The organism is Paenibacillus sp. J31R122 (genome assembly GCF_056269185.1).
This window is the reverse complement of the sequence record NZ_JBWDNM010000013.1, coordinates 26,794-46,596: the sequence shown is the minus strand read 5'-3', so window position 1 is coordinate 46,596 and position 19,803 is coordinate 26,794. Positions and strand designations below refer to the sequence as shown.

Below are 19,803 nucleotides of genomic sequence, written 5' to 3'. Positions count from 1 at the left end.
ACACTGATTATGATCGGCATCTAATCTGTTTTTTAATACAACAAAAAAACCCGTAACTTTTACGGAGCTTTTATTCTTCCTCGTTATAAGATTATCCGGCTGACTGCACCTTCATGATATCCATGAACGGCACTTTCATTATATTACCCTTCCAAGACACATGAACCAACTTTGTGCGAGAATTCATCTCTACGATCTGCCCGTGCACCGGCTCAGAATTCCAAACCGTAAGCAGTAGATTCGATCCTTCTTCCTTCGCTTCTACCAGTCGTTCACCCAACTCTTCTAATTCAAACATATATTCTTCTAAAAATGGTTTCGGCATACTGAATAATGCAGCAAGTAAATTTTCGTTTTCCCAAGTATATTCAAATAGGTGAGTGAAGCCAACGTTACCGAGCCGCCAGCGCGGAATCGTCTGCCTTGCTAAAAGATAACGCATTGAGTCATCGGTGTACGTCCCTAGATTTCCAACTGTGTGAAATTGAAACAACACATCTTCAATTAGAGTGGCTAGAACGTGTTCGCACTCGTATGTTATTGTCTGTCCATCAGATGACCGCCTAATAGAACTTGGCTTTATCCGAAACAAATCAACCCTTGTGTCGCCATCAAACACTTCAACGTAACGAAGAGGTAGACACTCAGCATTTATATCATCATTAGCCGGCAAAGAAAAAGACGCCCTCCACAAGCTGTTGAGAGGCGTCTCGTATCTGATTGCAAATACATTTTCGAGGAAAGCGACAAGCTGTAGTGATTGGCTATAGACCTTAATCAAATACATCACTTCCTTATTTTTAAATACAAAAAAAGCGCCTTAGTGAGCGCTCTAGGTCCTAATCCAACCATCAGACATGCTAAGTTCCTTAATTACTTTTGCAGGTGTTCCGCCTGCCAACACATTTGATGGTATGTCTTTATTTACAACGCTGCCTGTTGCTATAACAGAATTCCTACCTATCCTTACTCCTGGAAGTATAGTACACCTTGTACCGATCCAAACATTATCTTCTATAATTATTGGTCTTCTTAATTGATCTTTATCTATATCTTCGTCTAGCAGATGGTAGTCGCTATCTAATATACTTGATCTTGGTCCGACTTTTACATTATTTCCAATACTTATCTCTCTAGTCGCTGCAATACCACACCCTGCATTAATAAAAACATTATCTCCAATTGTGAGGGATGCTCCTTTTTCTACCGTTAATTGAGTAGACCAAGGCAGCGAAACAATTGCGAGGTTTTTACCGATATTAAGTTTACCTATTTTATTAATATACATTTTTCCTTTTATTGAAGGACAAGTTTTAATAGAATAATTATAATTATTTACTCCAAATTTAGTAATTCCTCTCAACTTTCGAAAAACACTTATTATTTTCCCCATTATTCCACCTTTCTTATTCCTTTTTAGCGAATAATACACTTGATTCTATGGGATGTAAATTTTCACCCTACAATAGCGGATTGCCGAATGTATAGCTCTAGGGAAAGATGCCGTAGCTTGGATGAACAGTATCTCTCGTACCTTTGGCAATCATATAATATTAGTCTTTACTATGAAACAGAAATGAGTGAACTCTAATCTACCTTAATTTTTTCTAATTGGCATTACACGCGCTAATTAAGTACCATAAGTACATAACCTTTTTTTCTGCTCCTCTAAAGCGGTTGGATAACCGCTCTAGGGGCGCCTTTCAATTATTGAAGTTGCTTCCCTAGGTATGTGTGCAGACGACTTTGCAATCCTACGAGATACTATTTAAGCAAACCAAAATACTTGCTCCTCCTCCAGCAAGCTGTCGACTGTCTGTTGATTTGTGACCCTCCCATGTATTTCAGTATTCAGTAAATGTTCGTCACTGCTGGCATGTCGTAATCAACATTCCAAACCAATTGATACCCCTACCAATAGTCAGATACATACCGATACTCATTGAAAAAAAGAGTGTTGTATTTTTCAGAAGAAAATCCATGGCAACCCTTAAATCAAAGAATATTCACGCCAATAAAATTGAAATGATTAGAGAAAATCATAAATATCTTGAAGATTTTCTTCACTTCCCGCCGATCAAAATCCCTAGATTTATTGAAATTGAAATTTATATACCTACAAATTTCGAAATAATTGACACATTAGCTATGGTTACGGAAAATGAGGGAATTAGGAAACTGTCCAATAAGTAATGTTCTATTAACCGATCCAGTGTCTGTAAGCTTCATTTGCTTTGATGCTGTGAAACTTTTATAACCTAACTGTTTAAGTACATTTTCTTTTCGTAAGTACACGCTCTTTTCGTATAAACTCAAGCCAAGTCCATGCATTCTCCTAACACTCCTAAATATTCACAATAAAAAATTGTATTATTAAATAAAAAAAACCGCTCCCTTCGAACGGGAACGGTCAACAAAGAACTACACCAACTAATCTACATCGACAAAGTCGGCTGCTTGTCATTTACGAATTGGTAAAGCTGCTCCGACTTCTCGTCGGTTAGCTCACCAGAATTGTCGAATATAAGGATAGATGAGGAAGGAATATCCCAATTAATTTGTGGAACAAAGTCGATTCGTTTCTCAAAGTCGCCCCAGTTATCCAGCTTCCATTGGTCGCGATCCGTCTGACGATCAATAATCCGTTGCTTCTGCAAAGTCATATCCTGAAGTGTAACGACGACTACCTTGATGTCAACAAGCTCTTTCGTCAAGCCCGCGGCGCTAATTACATCTTCAATCCAATGCTTGCTTTTCAGCTCGGCTGTGAATGGCGAGACCATAAAAACGTTCTGACACGCGGCAAGGTTTTCGATACAAACATCCTTCGCTGTGTCGTACTCTAAGTCACGTAAATTTTGTTTATAAAAGTCAGAATCACGATCTCTTTTATCAAGACCTTGCAGCTCCAGCATCGCCTCTACGAATCTCCCGCCTATCGTATCACGATCGAGAAAAGCTGCCGGTATGCGATCTGCAAGCTTTCTTGCTACGGTCGTCTTACCCGTTCCTGCCACTCCTACGAAAAATACCAACTTTTGCAAAACGGTAAACCTCCACTATTTTTTGTAGAATTATATCATTAAACAAACTAATTTAATAGAATCTACACTTGGTTATGTATATAAAATCAATAGAATTCCAGATATTTGAAGATTCTATCTACACAAAAAGAAACTGCACCAAAAGGACATCCCCCCCCTTTTTTGAACAGAATCGTTTTTCAAGCCGTCTCTAGCATCCCCTTTTGGACAGACATTTTATCCCTTTTTTCAGCATATAACTGTTATTATCGCTACGAGAAAGCAATTAAAAGAGAGGAATGAGTTCGATGTGTGGAATTACCGGCTGGATCGATTGGACCCGTGATCTGACTAAGCACAGTGAAAGCTTAGAGAAGATGACCGACACCCTAGCACCGCGCGGTCCCGATGCTTCCAGCACGTGGATATCAGCGCACTGCGCCTTAGGCCATAGGCGTTTATCTGTTATTGATCCCGAAAATGGAGCACAACCGATGATTCGCCATACCGGCGATGACAAATATGTCGTTGTGTATAACGGTGAACTATATAACGCGCTAGAGCTTCGCAAGGAACTAGAGGGCAGAGGAAGATCGTTTACAACGAATTGTGATACGGAAGTGCTGCTTGTTGCTTATATGGAATGGGGAAAAGCATGCTTAGAGCGCTTTAACGGTATATTTGCTTTCGCGATATGGGATGTAGCCGAGCAGGAGCTGTTTTTGGCGCGTGACCGACTTGGGGTGAAGCCGTTATTTTACAGCAGGCAGGATGGACTATTTATTTTCGGTTCGGAGCAAAAATGTATTTTGGCGCATCCGGCTGTAAAGCCCGAGGTTGGCGCGGAAGGCTTAGCTGAAATATTCATTCTCGGACCTGCCCGCACCCCAGGTCATGGCGTTTACAAACAAATCAACGAGCTTCGCCCTGGACAATGCATGTCTGTGACCCGTGCTGGCGTCAGAACCATTACGTATTGGAAGCTGGAGAGCAGTCCACACGCGCACAACACAGAAGAAACAGCTGAGCATGTACGCGAGCTCCTCAAGGACACCGTAGAACGCCAGCTTGTTTCGGATGTGCCCGTATGCACGCTGCTGTCAGGCGGACTCGACTCAAGTGCGTTAACTTCACTCGCTGTCAGCTATTACAACGAGAATGGGCAAGGAAATGTTCATACGTATTCTGTCGATTACACGGATAACGACAAACATTTTCAAGCACACGCTTTTCAACCAAATAGTGATGCCCCATGGATCGAAAGGATGACCTCACATTTAGGTACAATTCATCATCCGGTCCAATTTGATACTCCAGAGCTTGTTGGCGCATTGAGTGCCGCAACCTACGCGCGCGACCTGCCCGGCATGGCCGACGTCGACGCGTCGCTGCTGCTGTTCTGCCATGAAATCAAAAGGGACGCGACCGTTGCTATTTCCGGTGAAGCGGCCGATGAAATTTTCGGCGGATACCCATGGTTTCACCGTGAAGACGCTCTGAATGCTAATACCTTCCCGTGGTCATTAGCATCAGCGATGCGCGCCGATCTGCTCGCTCCAGACGTAATCGAATGGATCAAGCCGCTCGATTACATTGGTGATCGATATGCTCAGGCCATAGCGGAGGTTCCTCATTTAGATGGAGAGAATGAACAGCTTCGTAAAATGCGCCAGATGTCTTATTTGAACATTACCCGCTTCATGCCTACCTTGCTTGATCGCAAAGACCGCATGAGCATGGCTGCTGGTCTGGAAGTAAGGGTTCCATTTTGCGACCACCGGTTAGTTGATTATGTGTGGAACATCCCTTGGGAAATTAAGGCTTCGGGTGATCGGGAAAAAGGGATTTTGCGTAAAGCATTACGAGGTGTTCTGCCTGATGATGTTCTGACTCGCAAGAAAAGTCCTTATCCGAAAACACATAACCCAAACTATTTATCCTCGGTCAAAACGTTACTGCTCGATGTTCTGAATGATCAAACCTCTCCACTCCTGCCGCTTATTAATGTGCAGAAGGTCCGAGCGCTGGCGGAATCAGACTCCGCTAAATCAAACATCCCTTGGTTCGGCCAGCTCATGTCCGGCCCTCAGCTTTTCGCTTATTTGTATCAGGTCAACTTGTGGCTCAAGCATTATAAAGTCGTTATTGGTTAAAAATAAAGCATACCTGTAAATGATCTCACTCAAAAAAATCCCGTATGCATTGTGCCATCAGGCATTACGCATACGGGATTTTCACTACACGAAGCTTATGTTTATGTGAGCATAGGTATAAGTAATTTCAGCGCTTCACCACGATGGCTGATTTGCTGCTTCTCTTCCTTAGTAAGCTCAGCCATTCCTCGCTCAAGACTTGGCAGCCAGAACAATGGGTCGTAGCCAAAACCGCCCGATCCATGCGGACGATCTGTAATGAAGCCGTCCACAGTCCCTTCTGTTTCCAGAAATGTTCCACTTGCCGGATCATACAGAGCTAGCGCGCAAACAAACTGCGCCTTGCTAAGTATTTGCGAGCCGTCAGGCAGCCGAGACTTCCCATCATTAACTTGATTCTCTTTGAGGAGCTGAAGCTCCTTTATAAGCTTCTCATTATTGTCGCTATCCGTAGCCCCTTCGCCTGCATAACGAGCGGAATAGACACCAGGTTCACCATTTAGGGCAGCTACTCTAAGGCCGGAATCATCAGCCAATACCGGTATGCCTAGCGTGTCACCTGTTGTCTTTGCTTTGATCCGCGCGTTCTCCGCAAATGTAACGCCGTCTTCGATAATTTCTGGAATTTGCGGATAGTCAATTAAGCTTGTAGTCGTTTTGCCAAGCTTAAGCAGCGCATGAGCAAATTCCTTTACCTTGCCGGGATTGGTCGTCGCTATTACGATTACATCTTCGGATAAAATAGAATGATTCGTCATAACGACTACCCTCCGATTTGATCTGCCAATGGTCCAAGCACTTCACGCTGCTTGTTAATCAGCTCCGTGATGCCCTCTTCTCCAAGAGCAAGCAGTTGATTAAGTTCGTCACGCGAGAAAGGCGCTTCTTCGCCTGTACCCTGCACTTCGACAAACTTGCCGCTGCCAGTCATAACCACGTTCATATCTACCTTCGCTTTAGAATCCTCATCATAGTTAAGATCAAGCAAAGCTTTCTCCTGAATAACACCGACGCTCACCGAAGCTAGGAAATCAGTAATCGGATATTTAGAGAATTTAGCTGTCTTGGATATTTTATTAACCGCTATGGTAAGCGCGATAAATGCTCCTGTTATAGAAGTAGTACGTGTTCCTCCATCGGCCTGAATTACATCGCAATCCAGCGTAATAGTACGCTCACCTAACGCCTGTAAATCAACCACCGAGCGCAGTGCGCGGCCGATTAGACGTTGAATTTCCATCGTTCTTCCTGTCAGCTTGCCCTTCGCCGCTTCACGAATATTACGTGTATGCGTTGCGCGAGGAAGCATAGCATATTCCGCATTGATCCAGCCCTTGCCCTGACCTTTCATAAAAGGCGGTACGCGTTCTTCCACACTAGCTGTGCATAACACCTTTGTATCTCCGACCTCTATAAGGACAGAGCCCTCCGCATATTTATTCACGCCTGTTGTTATTGTTACCGGCCGAAGCTGGTTCGTTTGCCGTCCGTCTTTCCGCATGCCTTATATGCCTCCTGAATAATTCGATTAGCGATTTGAATCCACTCTGCAATCTTTCCTATTTTACCAAAGTACTATACGAAATGCATCTGCTCCCCCGAAATAAAAAAGGAGAGACGATTGTCTCCCCTTTTAATCTGATTGTCTTTGCTATTATGATTTTATCGCGTTGACATAGCTTGGTCTGCCAACTGGTTCACTGTAGGATTTATCTTTGTCATCCACAACATTCGCTTCCCCATTGACATGGATTTGAACGGTGTCTGCTCCTGTATTTTCAGTAATGGATAAGACGAGCGCTTGCAGCATTGCAGCAGGCAGCTTTTGTCCTTCTTGGTAGGCCTCATCCTGCAGGTCAACCGTAACGATTTCATCCTTCTGCTCGATGCTTTTCACCTTAACATCCGGCAAAATAACACCCGTTAATTCTTTCTTATTAAGCGGACCCACGATAAGCTGCTCTACTGCTGCTTGGGCCGCTGATTCCGATCGGTTAACGAGTCGCGTAACTGGTACATAATACTGCTCGTCTTTAAGTGTTTGTGCCGAGAAATATAAAGTTACAGGTGTAGATTGTGAGTAATTGACGCCTTCAGCAGCCTCGATGTTAATACCTACTGACCGGGTAAGCTTCTCATCAAGCGGGAAGCCGTCAACTGGCATTTCCATCAATTTAGCGCCCTCATGCAAAATTTCAACACCTTCAATTCCTGTCATTGCAGTCAATGTCCAAGTGATTGCTTCAACAATCTTACGCTCATCCTGCACGACATAATCGTTAAAAGACTCCGAGAAATCAACAATGGCAACCTTCTGCTCTTTATCATATTTATAAGACTTAATTTGCGTTCCCTGTGGGATGAGTGCGCGGAAACCCTCTGGAATTTGATCAGCGTAAGTACCGTTTTCTACCATCATCTCTAATGCCTTTTGACCTGGTTCTTCAGTAGGTCCAATCGTGGTTGGTATCGATATAGGCGCCAAATATCCATTGTGATCCTGCAAATATACAGTTAATTGATTGCCTTGGTTCCCCTTGACAGCCTGTCCGGTTACACTGCCGTCTACCCCATTTTTAATTTCAACCTGCGGCGGGTCAATTGACTTGTTTGTATTCTGTGAAAAAATTCCGCATCCTGCCGTCAGGATGGGAAGCACTAGTACACCAGTAAGAGCAGTATGGCGAATCCATCTTTTTTGAATCATGTTAACCTTTCCTCCCTAATCATTTTTTGCATGGCGGCTTTGTACAATTCCTTATTTGTAGTACTATGTATACGAGCCCTTCCCCAATTTAGACCAGTTTTGTCCATAAATTCATAAGGAGGAACAGAAACATGTCCAATCCTGAAATTTACAGCCTTAACAGCCGCAAAGTTGCGGAAGCAACAGACGAATGGCTTACCAAGCGGGGTGTAACAAAAATGGCGATCGCTGAGCTCGTTCACTTTTTGCAGAAAGACTATTTCCCCGGATTAACACCAGAGGATTGTATCGTGCACGTCAATGCCGTTCTATCAAAGCGTGAGGTTCAAAACGCGGTATTAACAGGCATACAACTCGATATTCTTGCGGAGGAAGGCAAGCTTATAGCACCACTGCAAGATATGATTAAGCATGACGAAAGTTTGTACGGATGTGATGAGATTTTGGCGCTGTCTATTGTAAATGTTTACGGAAGCATCGGCTTTACTAACTTTGGTTATATCGATAAGCTGAAGCCAGGTATTTTAGTGAAATTAAATGACAAAAGCGATGGAGATGTCCATACGTTTCTAGATGATATCGTAGGGGCGATTGCCGCATCCGCCGCAAGCCGAATTGCTCATCGAATGCAAGCGGAACGTGAAGGCGTCACGCAGCCTCCACTCGATTAACGAAGCTCATGCTTTCGATGTTGGATTTGCTAACGCAAACCTGAGCTCATGCTTTCGATGTTGGATTTGCTAACGCAAACCTAAGCTCATGCTTTCGATGTTGGATTTGCTAACGCAAACCTGAAGGAGGACAAGCGATGAATTATGAGATTTTATATAAAGGCGCATTTGCCATGTTGAAGGTGAAGATTAACCCTGGCGAGAGCGTCAAGGCTGAAATGGGTGCAATGGTCTCCATGTCGCCAAGCGTTGATCTTAAGGGGACCGTCGATGGTGGAATAATGCGTGGTTTAGGAAGAATGTTTAGCGGGGAAACCTTCTTCTTCCAAGAAATGACGGCAGCTAGGGGACAAGGCGAGGTAATGCTTTCTCCCCCCTCCCTCGGGGATATAGAGGCGATTGAGCTTGATGGCTCCTATAAGCTATACGTTCAGAAGGATGGATTTTTAGCAGGCACTAGCGGCATTGAAGTCAATACGAAGATGCAAAATCTTGGTAAGGGGCTTTTGTCGGGCGAAGGCTTCTTTATCGTGGAAATCAGCGGGAAAGGTACCGTATTCCTATCCTCTTATGGAGCGATACATGCCATTAATTTAAGTGCCGGTGAAGAGGTCGTCATTGATAATGGTCACTTGGTTGCTTGGCCGGGGTATATGAATTATAGCATTGAAAAAGCTTCGAAGGGCTGGATCTCCAGCTTAACTAGCGGTGAAGGACTTGTTTGCAGATTCCGAGGAGAAGGCGTCGTTCTGATTCAAACTCGAAGCCCGGCAAGCTTCGGAACTTGGCTGAAGAAGTTCATTCCAGGCGGTCAATAGCAATAATTGTTCATACAGTGGTGACCCGTAAGACAGAAACGCTAGAAAGCGACTGTCCTACGGGTCATTTTTTTTGAAAGATATGTTCACATTTTTCTTTTTAGAGAAACTATATATTCGTCTTTGATTGCTCGTATCTGGTTGCTCAGAGGCAATGTGCAATTAGTTCAAAATGTGAAACTAAAGTGATTTATTAAAGAAATAGAGACAATTTAATTTCAGAAATTGAATCTAAATCACCTAAAAGATACAGCCAATCAAGCTAACCTAGCAATTAAGTTCATCCCCTGACACTAAATCGCAGCTCAACCTCTCACACTCTCATTTAACTGCAAAAATCGAAACTATCCGAGCATAGCATATAAGGGAGCGGACAGAAGTGTCTAGATATCATTCAAAAATTCCTTATTCGGTAAATAGTGCAAAGCGCGAACGAAACGAATCGTTTTTGTCTTCGCGCGCATGACGATCGAATGTGTCTCAGCTCGCTGGTCCGGGAAATATTGCACTCCCCCGAGAAACTCGCCAGGCGTGACACCTGTTGCCGCGAAATAAACATCGCCAGTCCCAATCATATCTTCCATCGTAAGTACCCGATATGGATCTTCAATCCCCATCTGGACGCAACGATTATATTCATTGCCGTCAGCCGGCATCAGCCTCGCTTGTAATTCACCGCCCAGACACTTCAATGCTGCGGCCGCCAGCACGCCTTCTGGCGCTCCGCCAGAGCCAACATATAGATCAATACCCGCTTCTGCAAATGCCGGCGCCATAGCTCCAGCTACATCGCCGTCAGATAAAAATTTAATTCGCACTCCTACCTTCCGCAGCACTTTTACAAGCGACTCATGTCTCACGCGATCTAAAATCATAACCGTTAAATCTGAAACTTTTTTATTCAAAGCTACCGCCGCCTTCTGGAGTGTCAGCTCCATCGGATCAGTGATGCTTAATTTCCCTACGAGAGCAGGACCAAATGAGAGCTTCTCCATGTACATATCGGGTGCATGCAGCAATTGCCCCTTACCTGCCACCGCAAGTACTGACATCGCATTATTTAACCCCTTTGCTACAATTTCTGTACCTTCTAATGGATCGACCGCTACATCAACCTCTGGACCATTCAAGCTGCCAACTTCCTCCCCGATATAAAGCATCGGCGCTTCGTCCATCTCCCCTTCGCCGATTACGACCGTTCCGCGGATCGATACAGAATCAAACATCGACCGCATCGCCGAAGTAGCCGCGCCATCAGCACTGTTCTTATCTCCTCGCCCCATCCAGGGCGCCGATGCCAATGCTGCCAATTCCGTAACGCGTACAAGCTCAAGTGCCAATTCTCTCTCCATATTATCCAGTCTCCTTCTGCTCTCTTATGGTCGAATATTCTATTAGTATATACAATCAAATCATTTCCGCTCTCTAATATGTATCATATATTTATATATGTCGCAATATATAATTGGAATCTTCATCAAAATATCATCATTAGGAGACATATATAATCACCGATCTGGATATAAGCATCATATAAAACAAAAAAAGAGCATACCCCGGCAGGAATAACCTGCAAGAGTACACTCTAATGTAGCCCAACTGCCACTAGAATATGCAGCTTCGTTATGATCATTAAGGCGACAGCACGGAATAATAATAAACACCATCAATTTTGACCGATGTAATTCGCAGATTACGCTCCAAATAGACCAGATGCGCCAGCGTTTCTGACATCGCAAATCTTAAATTATGAGCATTTCCACTTATACGTGTTCCGAATAAAACTTCACACATGCCAAAAGCATTGAGAGCTTCTTTCTCGAGCAAGTCGTGCATCCTATCAAGCCTGCGTACATGATGCTGCTGCAGCTCTGAAATGCGATCCGCAAAATCATTAAATGGATCGCGATGGCCTGGAAAAGCAAGCGTAACCTCGAAACCTTTCAGCTGTTCTAGGCTTTGGAGGAAGTCTTCCAAAGGATCGTCAGATTCACCTGGAACTACGCTAACATTAGGAGTGATACGCGGCAGCACCTGATCTCCACATAACATCCAGCCATGCGACTGTTCATAGAAGCAAAGTTGTCCATACGCATGACCAGGTGCATCAATCAGCAGCCACTCTAAGCCCCCGATTACGATCACACTGTCTGCGTCTATGTAAGTTACATCGGGCTGAGGCGACACCATCGCAACAAAGCTTTTCAGATTTTCTCCGATAGCTTCATTAAGCTCTATTGGCATACCATGCTCCGCGTAGAGTAACTGCAATTGCTCCGTGAATGAGTTGTCCCCTCCCCATAACCTTATCGCATAGGCATGTGAAGGTCTCGACATCAATACCGGCGCGTGGCTTCTCTCTTGTATATAGCCGGCTAGTCCATAATGATCCGGATGCTGATGTGTAAGTATAACGCGTTTAATGTCAGACCACTGCAAGCTAAGCTCTTGCAACGTCAAATTCCACACTTGTATCGCTTCGTCCGTTCTAAGACCAGGATCAATAACCGTATAACCGTCTTCCTCTGGAATAAGATAGCTGTTCACCCATTTCAGAGAGAAAGGCAACGGAACCTTTATCTGAAACCAGCCGTTATCCAATTGCACTATAAGGTTTTGTTCATGTAATGTCATATTGTTGTCCCTACCATGATCATTCTCGGCGATACGCATTCATCAAATGCTGATCCGTCATAATTGCCATACAATTGCTCCAGCTCGAGACCACATACAGCCAGATGCCGCACAAACCAGTCAAGGGTAAGCAGGTGAACTCGCTCTAGATATTGTCTAGAGACTTCCCTTTGGCTGAGATCGTATATTGTAATTTCTTTCTGTACATAACCGTTCTGAATTGATCGGACCTCTTCAATCCGAAGCCCGTGATCCGATTCAATACGCTCTGAACGCGGGATTAGACTTTGTTCAACAAACACCGGATTTAGGAAATCAATGAGAAAAGCTCCACCCGGCCGAAGTACTCTTCTAATATTCCGCATCACATTAATATTATCTTCTTCAATCGAGAAATAGCCAAAGGAGGTGAATAAATTCACGGTCGCATCAAAGCGTTCATCCCCGAATGGCAGGCTGCGCATATCCCCTTGAACCCACTCTATAGATTGACCTTTATCATGCTGGCGAGCTTCCTCCAGCAAAATATCCGATAAATCAACGCCCGTTACTTTATAGCCGATTTCAGATAATGCCAAGGCATGCCGACCCATGCCACAGCCTATATCAAGCACTCTAGAGCCTCTAGGCAGCTTTAACCAATCTGCCATTTGCCGAACTTCTTTAATCGCATTTTCCCAATTGCGATGTTTATAAACAATCATATAATCATTGCCAAAGCTTTGTTCGTACCAAGGTTTGATCATCGTATACTCCTTCATTACGGCGCATTCGCTCTATATCTATAAATCCAATTGTACTTGAAATACAAGATGCTCGCAAAACAGAAACAAAAGGCATAATTTATGGCTTCTTGCGCAAACTATAGCAAACTGTACAAGCCTCTACAGATGATGTTTGTTTAGTTTTAAATAATCGAATCAAGGAGGAATCGAAATGTTAGAAAGGCTGCGGTTATTATTTGCGGAAGCCATCGATATTAAATTGGAAGATCTGCAGAACAGTGAGATGAAAATAGAGTTGGCATACATTTGCTCATTATGCGATGAAAAGATGATCAGCCGGTTCATAAAGGTGCCCTTTACGAAAGAAGAGCAATCCTTCAGAGATCATATAAATACTATTCCCGAATATTTAGAGGTAGAGGATATTTCGAAGTGGCAGGATCTGCTTCTTCGCGGAAATGCGCTTATCAAAGTTGACGATATCGTTTATTCCTTTCTTGCAAGTCGAGTTATTGCTACACAAGCTGCCCAAATCAAAGTAGAAAATGCTATTCAAGGTCCACAAATTTCACTTAGTGAAGACTTAGAAGATTCAATGAACCTTATACGCAGCATGTATCCTTCTCCAAACTTATTTGTTGAAGAACACACTCTTGGTTCTTTATCTAAAACAGTCACCCTGCTTATGTTTGATCAAAGACTCGTCGATCCCACAGTATTAGGTAACGTCCGCAAGAAGCTGATCACTATTCAATCTAAAATGGTTCATGCTGCAGGTGAAGTAGAAAAGCTAATTGTCGGCACTCGCAAGCATTTGTTTCCAACTGTGCTTATTACAGAGCGGCCAGACCGTATAACTAAAGCGATATCAGGCGGGAAAATCGTCTTACTGATTAAAGGCAGCGTATTCGCGCTTATTTTACCTGTCACTTTTTTCGACTTCATGCATGCTGTGGAAGATAATTATGAGGCGTATTGGACAACACGATTTCTTATTTTACTTCGCTACGCCTCTATCTTCCTGACGACTACGCTGCCTGCATTATATATTTCTATCGTCTCGTACAATCCGGAGTTATTTCGAGTCCAATTGGCCTTTACGATCGCCGGGAGTCGTTCTGCCGTCCCTTACCCCTCGTTCATCGAAGTATTTATAATGCTGTTTATGATCGAAGCACTAATTGAAGCGAGCATCAGGCTTCCAATCTTTATAGGATCTACAGCAACGACTGTAGGCGGTCTAATTTTAGGACAAGCCGCACAGCAAGCGGGTTTGGTTAGCAGCATAATGATTATCGTCACATCTGTCGTCGCCATTTCCAATTTTGTTATTCCTATCAATTCACTATCGACTGCTGTTCGTTTCCTGAAATATCCGCTTATTATCATTTCCATGTTTTTTGGTATTTCTGGAGTTGCGGTCGGTATGTTCATTTATTTGACTTACTTATGCAACCTTCGGAGCTTTGGCAAGCCGTATTTTCGTATATTGGGTAAATTAAAACCAGTTGAAGGCGATATTGGGCAGGTGAATTAATAATGAATCGATATTTTTTGTACAACTATATATTGGTCAGTTTGATTAATTTAATGCTCTATGTTCCACATATTCTCATTCAGTATCGTTACACGGGTGCGGTATCCTCTATCATTATCGGTACCGTTATCGGCAGTGTGCTCATCTATGCATATACAAGCGCCATTACGAAGTTTCCGGGAAAAGGCATGCCAGAAATATTGAAAATGTACTTCCCCCAGTGGGTAGTCACGATCAACATGCTGCTAGTTACTATGATGTGGCTATTCGCGTCAATTATCGTTATTATCGCTTATGCTTTATTAATAAATCGGTACCTAAACCCTGATATCAACCCTATTATTATTATAATTATGCTTGTTATTGCTTGTGGCTATGCAGCTACTCGCTCCACGTTAACGGTCATATTTATGATAGAAATCGGAGTTCTCATCAATGTACCCTTCATTGCTTTCTTTCTCTTCAAAGCTTCGCGCAGCCCACATTTAAATTGGGATGCCATACGAGTTGTTGCCAATTATGTAACGGAGATGCCGAATCTTACCTCGATTGCCGCAGCATCGTTTATCTTCACTGGTTATTTGAATCTCTCGCTATTTAATCGGCTTATTTCAGCTAATTTCCGATTTAAACACCGTTGGATTTATCCGATTACAGGCTTCACCATATTGCTTATCACTTTTTTTATACCGATTGGCTTTCATGGAACAGAGGAAGTAAATCAATACATCTACATATGGACTGTAACCGCTGACTCTATGCTCATGAAGTATGGTTTCATCGAACGCGTTTTGTTTCTATTTTTAGTTATCTATTTGAATCTCTCATTAGTCTATACAATGTCCATATGGCATCAAGCGATGGAGTTTATTAAGAGCTGTTTCCCAAAAAAAGAACCCTTAACTGATAGTCCCGAAACTCCACTATCCAATTATGTGATCATCACATCGTTTGCTATTCTGACTATCCTGTATGCTTTAGTTGCGGATGAACAGAAGAATATGTTTATTACCTCATATTGGTTAAGTTTACGTTTATTTCTTGAAATATTTATTGTCCTTTGGATGTTCATACTTAGTCGAAGGAGGTCAAAATCCTCATGAAAACGGCTAATTCGCCGCTCATTATACTGCTTGTCTTAGTCAGCTTGCTAAGCGGGTGCGGCTTCAAAGATATTGACAAACGTTTCTTTGTCGTTGTGGCTGCTATTGATTCTTCGGGAAACGAGGAAAAACCATACCGAATTACCCTGCAGCTTGCTGCACCATCAACGAAAATCGAACCAGGAGCAGCAAAAACAATCATTCAAACGATAGACTCCGTGAGCATAGCTGAAGGTGTCCGCATGTTGAAAGCACATATCGATAAAGAGCTAGATTTTGGACACTGTAAATTGTTTCTGATTGGAGAACAGCTTGCAAACAGTCAATATCAAGAAGTGCTTAACTGGATGTCTCGAAGAAGAGATTTCCAAAGTGTATCCGACGTCGCGATTGGTAAGCCTGATGCATTATCCATACTTAAAGTAAAGCCGTTGTCGGAACAGTATCCAGGCAACGCGCTATATCTCAGTTTTAGTTCGAATGGTACGGAGTCTCCGTATACCTTTTCAGAGACACTATTCGATTTTGCAAGGCGAGCTACGGAAAAAGGTTTAGACCCTCTGCTGCCAGTTATTACGAAGGATAGCAACGAGAGCTTCGTCATCGATCAGATAGCTTTGTTAGATAAGAAAAATGTTAAACTCATACTCACAGCATCAGAATCACAAATTTATAATCAGCTGGCCAAAGAATTTGTGAGGTCATCGGTACACGTTATGTTCGAAAAAGTTCCTTTAGTGGCCTTTGCCACTGATATTCGTACGAAATACAAAATAACCAAACAAAACAATGATGATTTAATTACAATGAATGTAAAAATGAAGGTCATATTTGAGGAAGCTCCAACCGGGTTATTTAATCAGCAATGGTCGAAAATTGAGCAGCATTTAAACACGGACTATGAAAAATCATGCGAAGAGCTGCTACGTAAAATTCAAAAAGCAAACGTTGATCCATTCGGCTTCGGTTTACGCTACCGAGCAACACACCCTGGCGACAACTCATGGGAAGAGTGGAAGTCCATTTATCCAAATGTAAAATTTGTTGTTCAAGCAAAAATAAAGATCGTAGGTACGGGGATTATCAAATAGAGGAATTAATGGAGCGTCCTTCAATAAGAGCGCTCCATTACGGCACGGCTATACTATTTTTAGAATTATTCGATTTGTATTTCGAAGCTCGCTAACTGAGCCAGCGCCAATACCAAACATCGCAGTTCGCAATTCAAATTCAATTCGTTTGAATTGTTGTAGCAGCTGTTCAATCGAAACATCGCTGTCGCCATTAGCTGCACCAGGCAAAAGCACTCGGCCATATCCTGCCATGTTGGCACCCAAAGCGATCGCTTTAGCTGCATCTACACCATTTAGCAGACCGCCGCTTGCAATAATAGTAGAGTCTGGCAGCTGCTTTCGGATCTCAACAATACTTTCAGCGGTTGGTATACCCCAATCCGCAAATGCTTCAGCTGCTTGCTTGCGGAGAGGCTCCTGCATCCGATATTTTTCAACTTGACTCCAAGACGTCCCACCCGCGCCAGCCGCATCTATAAATGAGACACCAACCTGGTCAAGCAATGCCGCTGTTTCCGCATCGATTCCCCAGCCAACCTCTTTCACACCGACTGGCACATGCAGTGATTTACACACTGCCTCTATTCGTGACAGCAATTGTCCAAAGTCAGTATTGCCCTCAGGCTGAAATACTTCCTGCATACTGTTCAAATGCAAGACGAGCGCGTCCGCCTCGGCAATGTCGACCGCTTTTCTACAGGATTCTATTCCGAAGCCATAGTTAAGTTGCACCGCTCCGATATTGGCAATGACGGGAACTGTCGGCGCTTCTTTACGTATGGAAAATGATGCAGCTAGCTCTTCATTCTCGATCGCGGCGCGCATCGAGCCAAGCCCAATCGCCCAACCCCTTTCTTCTGCGGCGACAGCCAACCTTCGGTTTATAGCACCAGCCTCATCTGTGCCACCAGTCATGGAGCTAACGAGCAGCGGAGCGCGAAGCTGTTTTCCAAGCCATTGTGTATCCAGCTTTATTTCCTCGAAAGAAAGCTCAGGCAGTGCATTATGTCTAAACCTATATCTCTCCAAGCCGGTTTCGATTCCGACACTATTTACCTGCTCCTGTAAGCAAATTCGTATATGCTCACCCTTTCGCCTTGCTGTAGCTGCCTGTTGTTCGACTGTCATGCTTGTTCCTCCCGAACCTCGCACCGCAATGCGCCTACTTTTCTCGTTCAATTTACATTCATTTAAGCATATCATAATTTCCCGGTTCTGGCTCTTGGCTTATGAAATTAGGCGCAGTTCCAATTGACCAGCAATTATAAATTAATGATCTTTTTATTCATAATTTTGAAGTTTTCAATCATAAATCATTGTCAATTTATGACCATTCATTTAAAATAGAAGCATACAAACCATCAGGGAGGCAATTATATGAATATTATTGTTTTTGATAGCCAACAAGAATTAGACGCTCATGCTGCCGAGCTTATCGTAAATGTTGTTAACCAAAAATCTAATGCCGTTTTAGGACTTGCAACAGGATCGACACCAATCGGAATTTATGACAAAATGGTAGCATTGTATAAGGACAATAAAGTTAGCTTCAGCGACGTCACCACCTATAATCTTGACGAATATGTAGGACTGCCGGCACAGAATGATCAGAGCTACTCGCATTATATGAATCAGCACTTATTCTCACATATCGATTTGCCTGCTGATCAAATCCATCTGCCAAACGGAATGGCTGAGGACATCGATGCAGAATGCGCGCGTTACGATTCAATGCTTGAAGCTCAGCCAGTCGACATTCAATTGCTTGGTCTAGGCCACAATGGCCATATTGGCTTCAACGAGCCTGATAAACATTTATCTGGAGGCACACATGCTGTAAAATTAAAAGAAGAAACTCGTGAAGCAAATGCTCGTTTCTTCGATTCTATGGATGAGGTGCCAAACACCGCCATTACGATGGGTGTAGGTTCGATTTTGAAAGCTAACACTATCTTATTAGTCGTTCGCGGGGCAGATAAAGCTGAAATAGTCAGACAAGCGCTAACAGGTCCTATAACAACTGAAGTGCCAGCCTCATTACTTCAAACACATGCTCGCGTAATCGTCTTACTCGATCGCGAGGCAGGAAGGTTGTTGGGTTAAATGAATACGAGCTCCTCAAACTGGCTCATTAATAATTTGAAAATAGTACTAGAGGATCGAGTGATAACAGGCAGCGTCGTTGTTCAGAATGGTCGGATTGCACAGATTATTTCGGACGACAATCCAGACGAAGTAGTAAACTCGGGTATTGTTGAATCGATTGACGGACAAGGCGGATGGCTGTTGCCCGGCTTCATTGATATTCACGTGCACGGTGGCTTTGGTGCTGACTTTATGGATGCAAACAGTGAGAGCTATCGCGCGATTACTAAATTTCATGCTTCCAAAGGAACTACAGGGATGCTGGCAACAACAGTTACAGCCTCCAAAGAAGCGATTGAAGCCGTTCTTCAAGCAACAGCACAATTCCGTTCAGCAGATATGCCTTACACAGCTCTTTACGGTGTACATTTGGAAGGTCCTTTCATTAGTGAGAAATGGCCTGGCGCTCAAAATCCAGCCTATATTGCGGAGCCTCAGCTTGAATGGCTGAAGAAATGGAACTCTGAATATCCTGGACTAATCCGTCAGCTTACACTAGCACCAGAGAAAAAGGGTGCAATTGAGTTGATTACTTGGTTGAATGAGCAAAATATTATTGCGGCATGCGGCCATACGGATGCTGTATATGCTGAAATGGAAGCAGCGGCAAATGCCGGACTTTCACAAGCCGTACATACGTATAACGCGATGCGTGGTTTGCATCACCGTGAGCCTGGTACGCTTGGGGCTGTTTTAACGGATGATCGCATTTATGCAGAGCTGATTGCCGATGGAGAGCATGTGCACCCTGTTGCGATTCGCTTGCTCCTTGCCGCAAAGTCTTTGGACAAGGTCATCCTTATTACTGACGCTGTAGCCGCAGCTGGAATGCCTGATGGCGACTACTCACTTGGCGGATTGCCTGTCGTAGTTAAGCAAGGCGTAGCACGTCTCCGTGAAGGAAACGCACTTGCAGGCAGCAGCTTGACGATGATTGAAGCCTTCCAGTTCATGCTCAAGCATACGAATTTGAGTGTTCCTGAGATAAGTCGTATTGCTAGCGGTAATGCTGCAAAGCAACTAGGCATAGACGAGCTTACCGGATCTATTTCCGTAGGCAAGCAAGCCGATCTAGTCTGGACCGACGCGCAGTTTAACGTTTGTCAGACATGGGTACAAGGCCGTTCGGTTTATGAGCACACCTCCTAAATCTCTATCAACAAACAAAACAGACGATATCCTCTCTTCTCCAAGAGAATATCGTCTGTTTTGTT

18 protein-coding genes are annotated in these 19,803 nt (G+C 43.5%); 8 read left to right on the top strand and 10 right to left on the bottom strand.

Annotation, left to right across the window (positions count from 1 at the left end):
* Positions 1-91: 91 nt before the first annotated feature.
* From AC0YN7_RS20550 to AC0YN7_RS20540, 3 genes are all read right to left on the bottom strand, one after another.
* The gene (locus AC0YN7_RS20550) at positions 92-781 is read right to left on the bottom strand and encodes a phage tail spike protein (RefSeq protein ID WP_475811903.1); all 690 of its coding nucleotides are present in this window, start codon (positions 779-781) and stop codon (positions 92-94) included.
* A 51-nt stretch (positions 782-832) separates the two neighbouring features.
* Positions 833-1,393: an acyltransferase gene (locus tag AC0YN7_RS20545; protein WP_475811902.1), complete on the bottom strand. Its 561-nt coding sequence runs from the start codon at positions 1,391-1,393 to the stop codon at positions 833-835.
* A gap of 1,042 nt (positions 1,394-2,435) precedes the next feature.
* Complete coding sequence (locus AC0YN7_RS20540; protein WP_475811901.1) at positions 2,436-3,044, bottom strand: P-loop nucleotide/nucleoside kinase family protein; 609 nt, start codon at positions 3,042-3,044, stop codon at positions 2,436-2,438.
* Positions 3,045-3,331: 287 nt separating this feature from the next.
* On the opposite strand from AC0YN7_RS20540, the gene asnB reads away from it, so the two are divergent.
* Positions 3,332-5,176 carry an asparagine synthase (glutamine-hydrolyzing) gene (gene asnB / locus AC0YN7_RS20535; protein ID WP_475812076.1) on the top strand — a complete coding sequence of 615 codons (1,845 nt, stop codon included), beginning with the start codon at positions 3,332-3,334 and terminating at the stop codon, positions 5,174-5,176.
* Between the two features lie 101 nt (positions 5,177-5,277).
* Here asnB and rdgB read toward each other — a convergent pair whose 3' ends face one another.
* From rdgB to AC0YN7_RS20520, 3 genes are all read right to left on the bottom strand, one after another.
* Positions 5,278-5,934 carry an RdgB/HAM1 family non-canonical purine NTP pyrophosphatase gene (gene rdgB / locus AC0YN7_RS20530; protein ID WP_475811900.1) on the bottom strand — a complete coding sequence of 219 codons (657 nt, stop codon included), beginning with the start codon at positions 5,932-5,934 and terminating at the stop codon, positions 5,278-5,280.
* A gap of 5 nt (positions 5,935-5,939) precedes the next feature.
* A complete protein-coding gene (gene rph, locus AC0YN7_RS20525; RefSeq protein WP_475811899.1) occupies positions 5,940-6,677 on the bottom strand; it encodes a ribonuclease PH in 738 nt (245 codons plus the stop codon).
* 153 nt (positions 6,678-6,830) lie between these two features.
* Positions 6,831-7,883, bottom strand: a complete 1,053-nt coding sequence (locus AC0YN7_RS20520) for a GerMN domain-containing protein (RefSeq protein WP_475811898.1) — start codon at positions 7,881-7,883, stop codon at positions 6,831-6,833.
* Positions 7,884-8,014: 131 nt separating this feature from the next.
* On the opposite strand from AC0YN7_RS20520, the gene AC0YN7_RS20515 reads away from it, so the two are divergent.
* Together AC0YN7_RS20515 and AC0YN7_RS20510 are read left to right on the top strand one after the other, a co-directional pair.
* Positions 8,015-8,554 (top strand): phosphatidylglycerophosphatase A family protein, encoded by a 540-nt coding sequence (locus AC0YN7_RS20515; RefSeq protein ID WP_475811897.1) that lies wholly within the window; start codon positions 8,015-8,017, stop codon positions 8,552-8,554.
* A gap of 137 nt (positions 8,555-8,691) precedes the next feature.
* On the top strand, positions 8,692-9,372 hold the full coding sequence (locus AC0YN7_RS20510) for a TIGR00266 family protein (protein ID WP_475811896.1): 681 nt from the start codon (positions 8,692-8,694) through the stop codon (positions 9,370-9,372).
* A 383-nt stretch (positions 9,373-9,755) separates the two neighbouring features.
* On the opposite strand, the gene glpX is transcribed toward AC0YN7_RS20510, so the two are convergent.
* The 3 genes from glpX to AC0YN7_RS20495 form a co-directional block, all read right to left on the bottom strand.
* Positions 9,756-10,724, bottom strand: coding sequence for a class II fructose-bisphosphatase (glpX, locus tag AC0YN7_RS20505; RefSeq protein ID WP_475811895.1), 969 nt, complete (start codon positions 10,722-10,724; stop codon positions 9,756-9,758).
* A gap of 280 nt (positions 10,725-11,004) precedes the next feature.
* Positions 11,005-12,006: an MBL fold metallo-hydrolase gene (locus tag AC0YN7_RS20500; protein WP_475811894.1), complete on the bottom strand. Its 1,002-nt coding sequence runs from the start codon at positions 12,004-12,006 to the stop codon at positions 11,005-11,007.
* The gene (locus tag AC0YN7_RS20495) at positions 12,003-12,752 is read right to left on the bottom strand and encodes a class I SAM-dependent methyltransferase (protein WP_475811893.1); all 750 of its coding nucleotides are present in this window, start codon (positions 12,750-12,752) and stop codon (positions 12,003-12,005) included. Before AC0YN7_RS20495 ends, AC0YN7_RS20500 begins: the two co-directional genes overlap by 4 nt.
* A 190-nt stretch (positions 12,753-12,942) precedes the next feature.
* Here AC0YN7_RS20495 and AC0YN7_RS20490 point away from each other — a divergent pair, with 190 nt between their 5' ends.
* The 3 genes from AC0YN7_RS20490 to AC0YN7_RS20480 are packed head-to-tail and all read left to right on the top strand — an operon-like array spanning position 12,943 to position 16,462.
* Positions 12,943-14,268, top strand: a complete 1,326-nt coding sequence (locus AC0YN7_RS20490) for a spore germination protein (RefSeq protein WP_475811892.1) — start codon at positions 12,943-12,945, stop codon at positions 14,266-14,268.
* 2 nt (positions 14,269-14,270) lie between these two features.
* Entirely contained in the window at positions 14,271-15,371 is a 1,101-nt protein-coding gene (locus AC0YN7_RS20485) for a GerAB/ArcD/ProY family transporter (RefSeq protein WP_475811891.1), read from the top strand.
* On the top strand, positions 15,368-16,462 hold the full coding sequence (locus tag AC0YN7_RS20480; protein ID WP_475811890.1) for a Ger(x)C family spore germination protein: 1,095 nt from the start codon (positions 15,368-15,370) through the stop codon (positions 16,460-16,462). The genes AC0YN7_RS20485 and AC0YN7_RS20480 overlap by 4 nt, the downstream gene beginning before the upstream one ends.
* A gap of 48 nt (positions 16,463-16,510) precedes the next feature.
* Here the strand turns inward: AC0YN7_RS20480 and fni are convergent, their stop codons facing one another.
* Positions 16,511-17,572: a type 2 isopentenyl-diphosphate Delta-isomerase gene (fni, locus tag AC0YN7_RS20475; protein ID WP_475811889.1), complete on the bottom strand. Its 1,062-nt coding sequence runs from the start codon at positions 17,570-17,572 to the stop codon at positions 16,511-16,513.
* A 249-nt stretch (positions 17,573-17,821) separates the two neighbouring features.
* Here fni and nagB point away from each other — a divergent pair, with 249 nt between their 5' ends.
* On the top strand, positions 17,822-18,547 hold the full coding sequence (gene nagB / locus AC0YN7_RS20470) for a glucosamine-6-phosphate deaminase (protein ID WP_475811888.1): 726 nt from the start codon (positions 17,822-17,824) through the stop codon (positions 18,545-18,547).
* Positions 18,548-19,738, top strand: coding sequence for an N-acetylglucosamine-6-phosphate deacetylase (gene nagA / locus AC0YN7_RS20465; RefSeq protein ID WP_475811887.1), 1,191 nt, complete (start codon positions 18,548-18,550; stop codon positions 19,736-19,738).
* Positions 19,739-19,803: the final 65 nt, after the last annotated feature.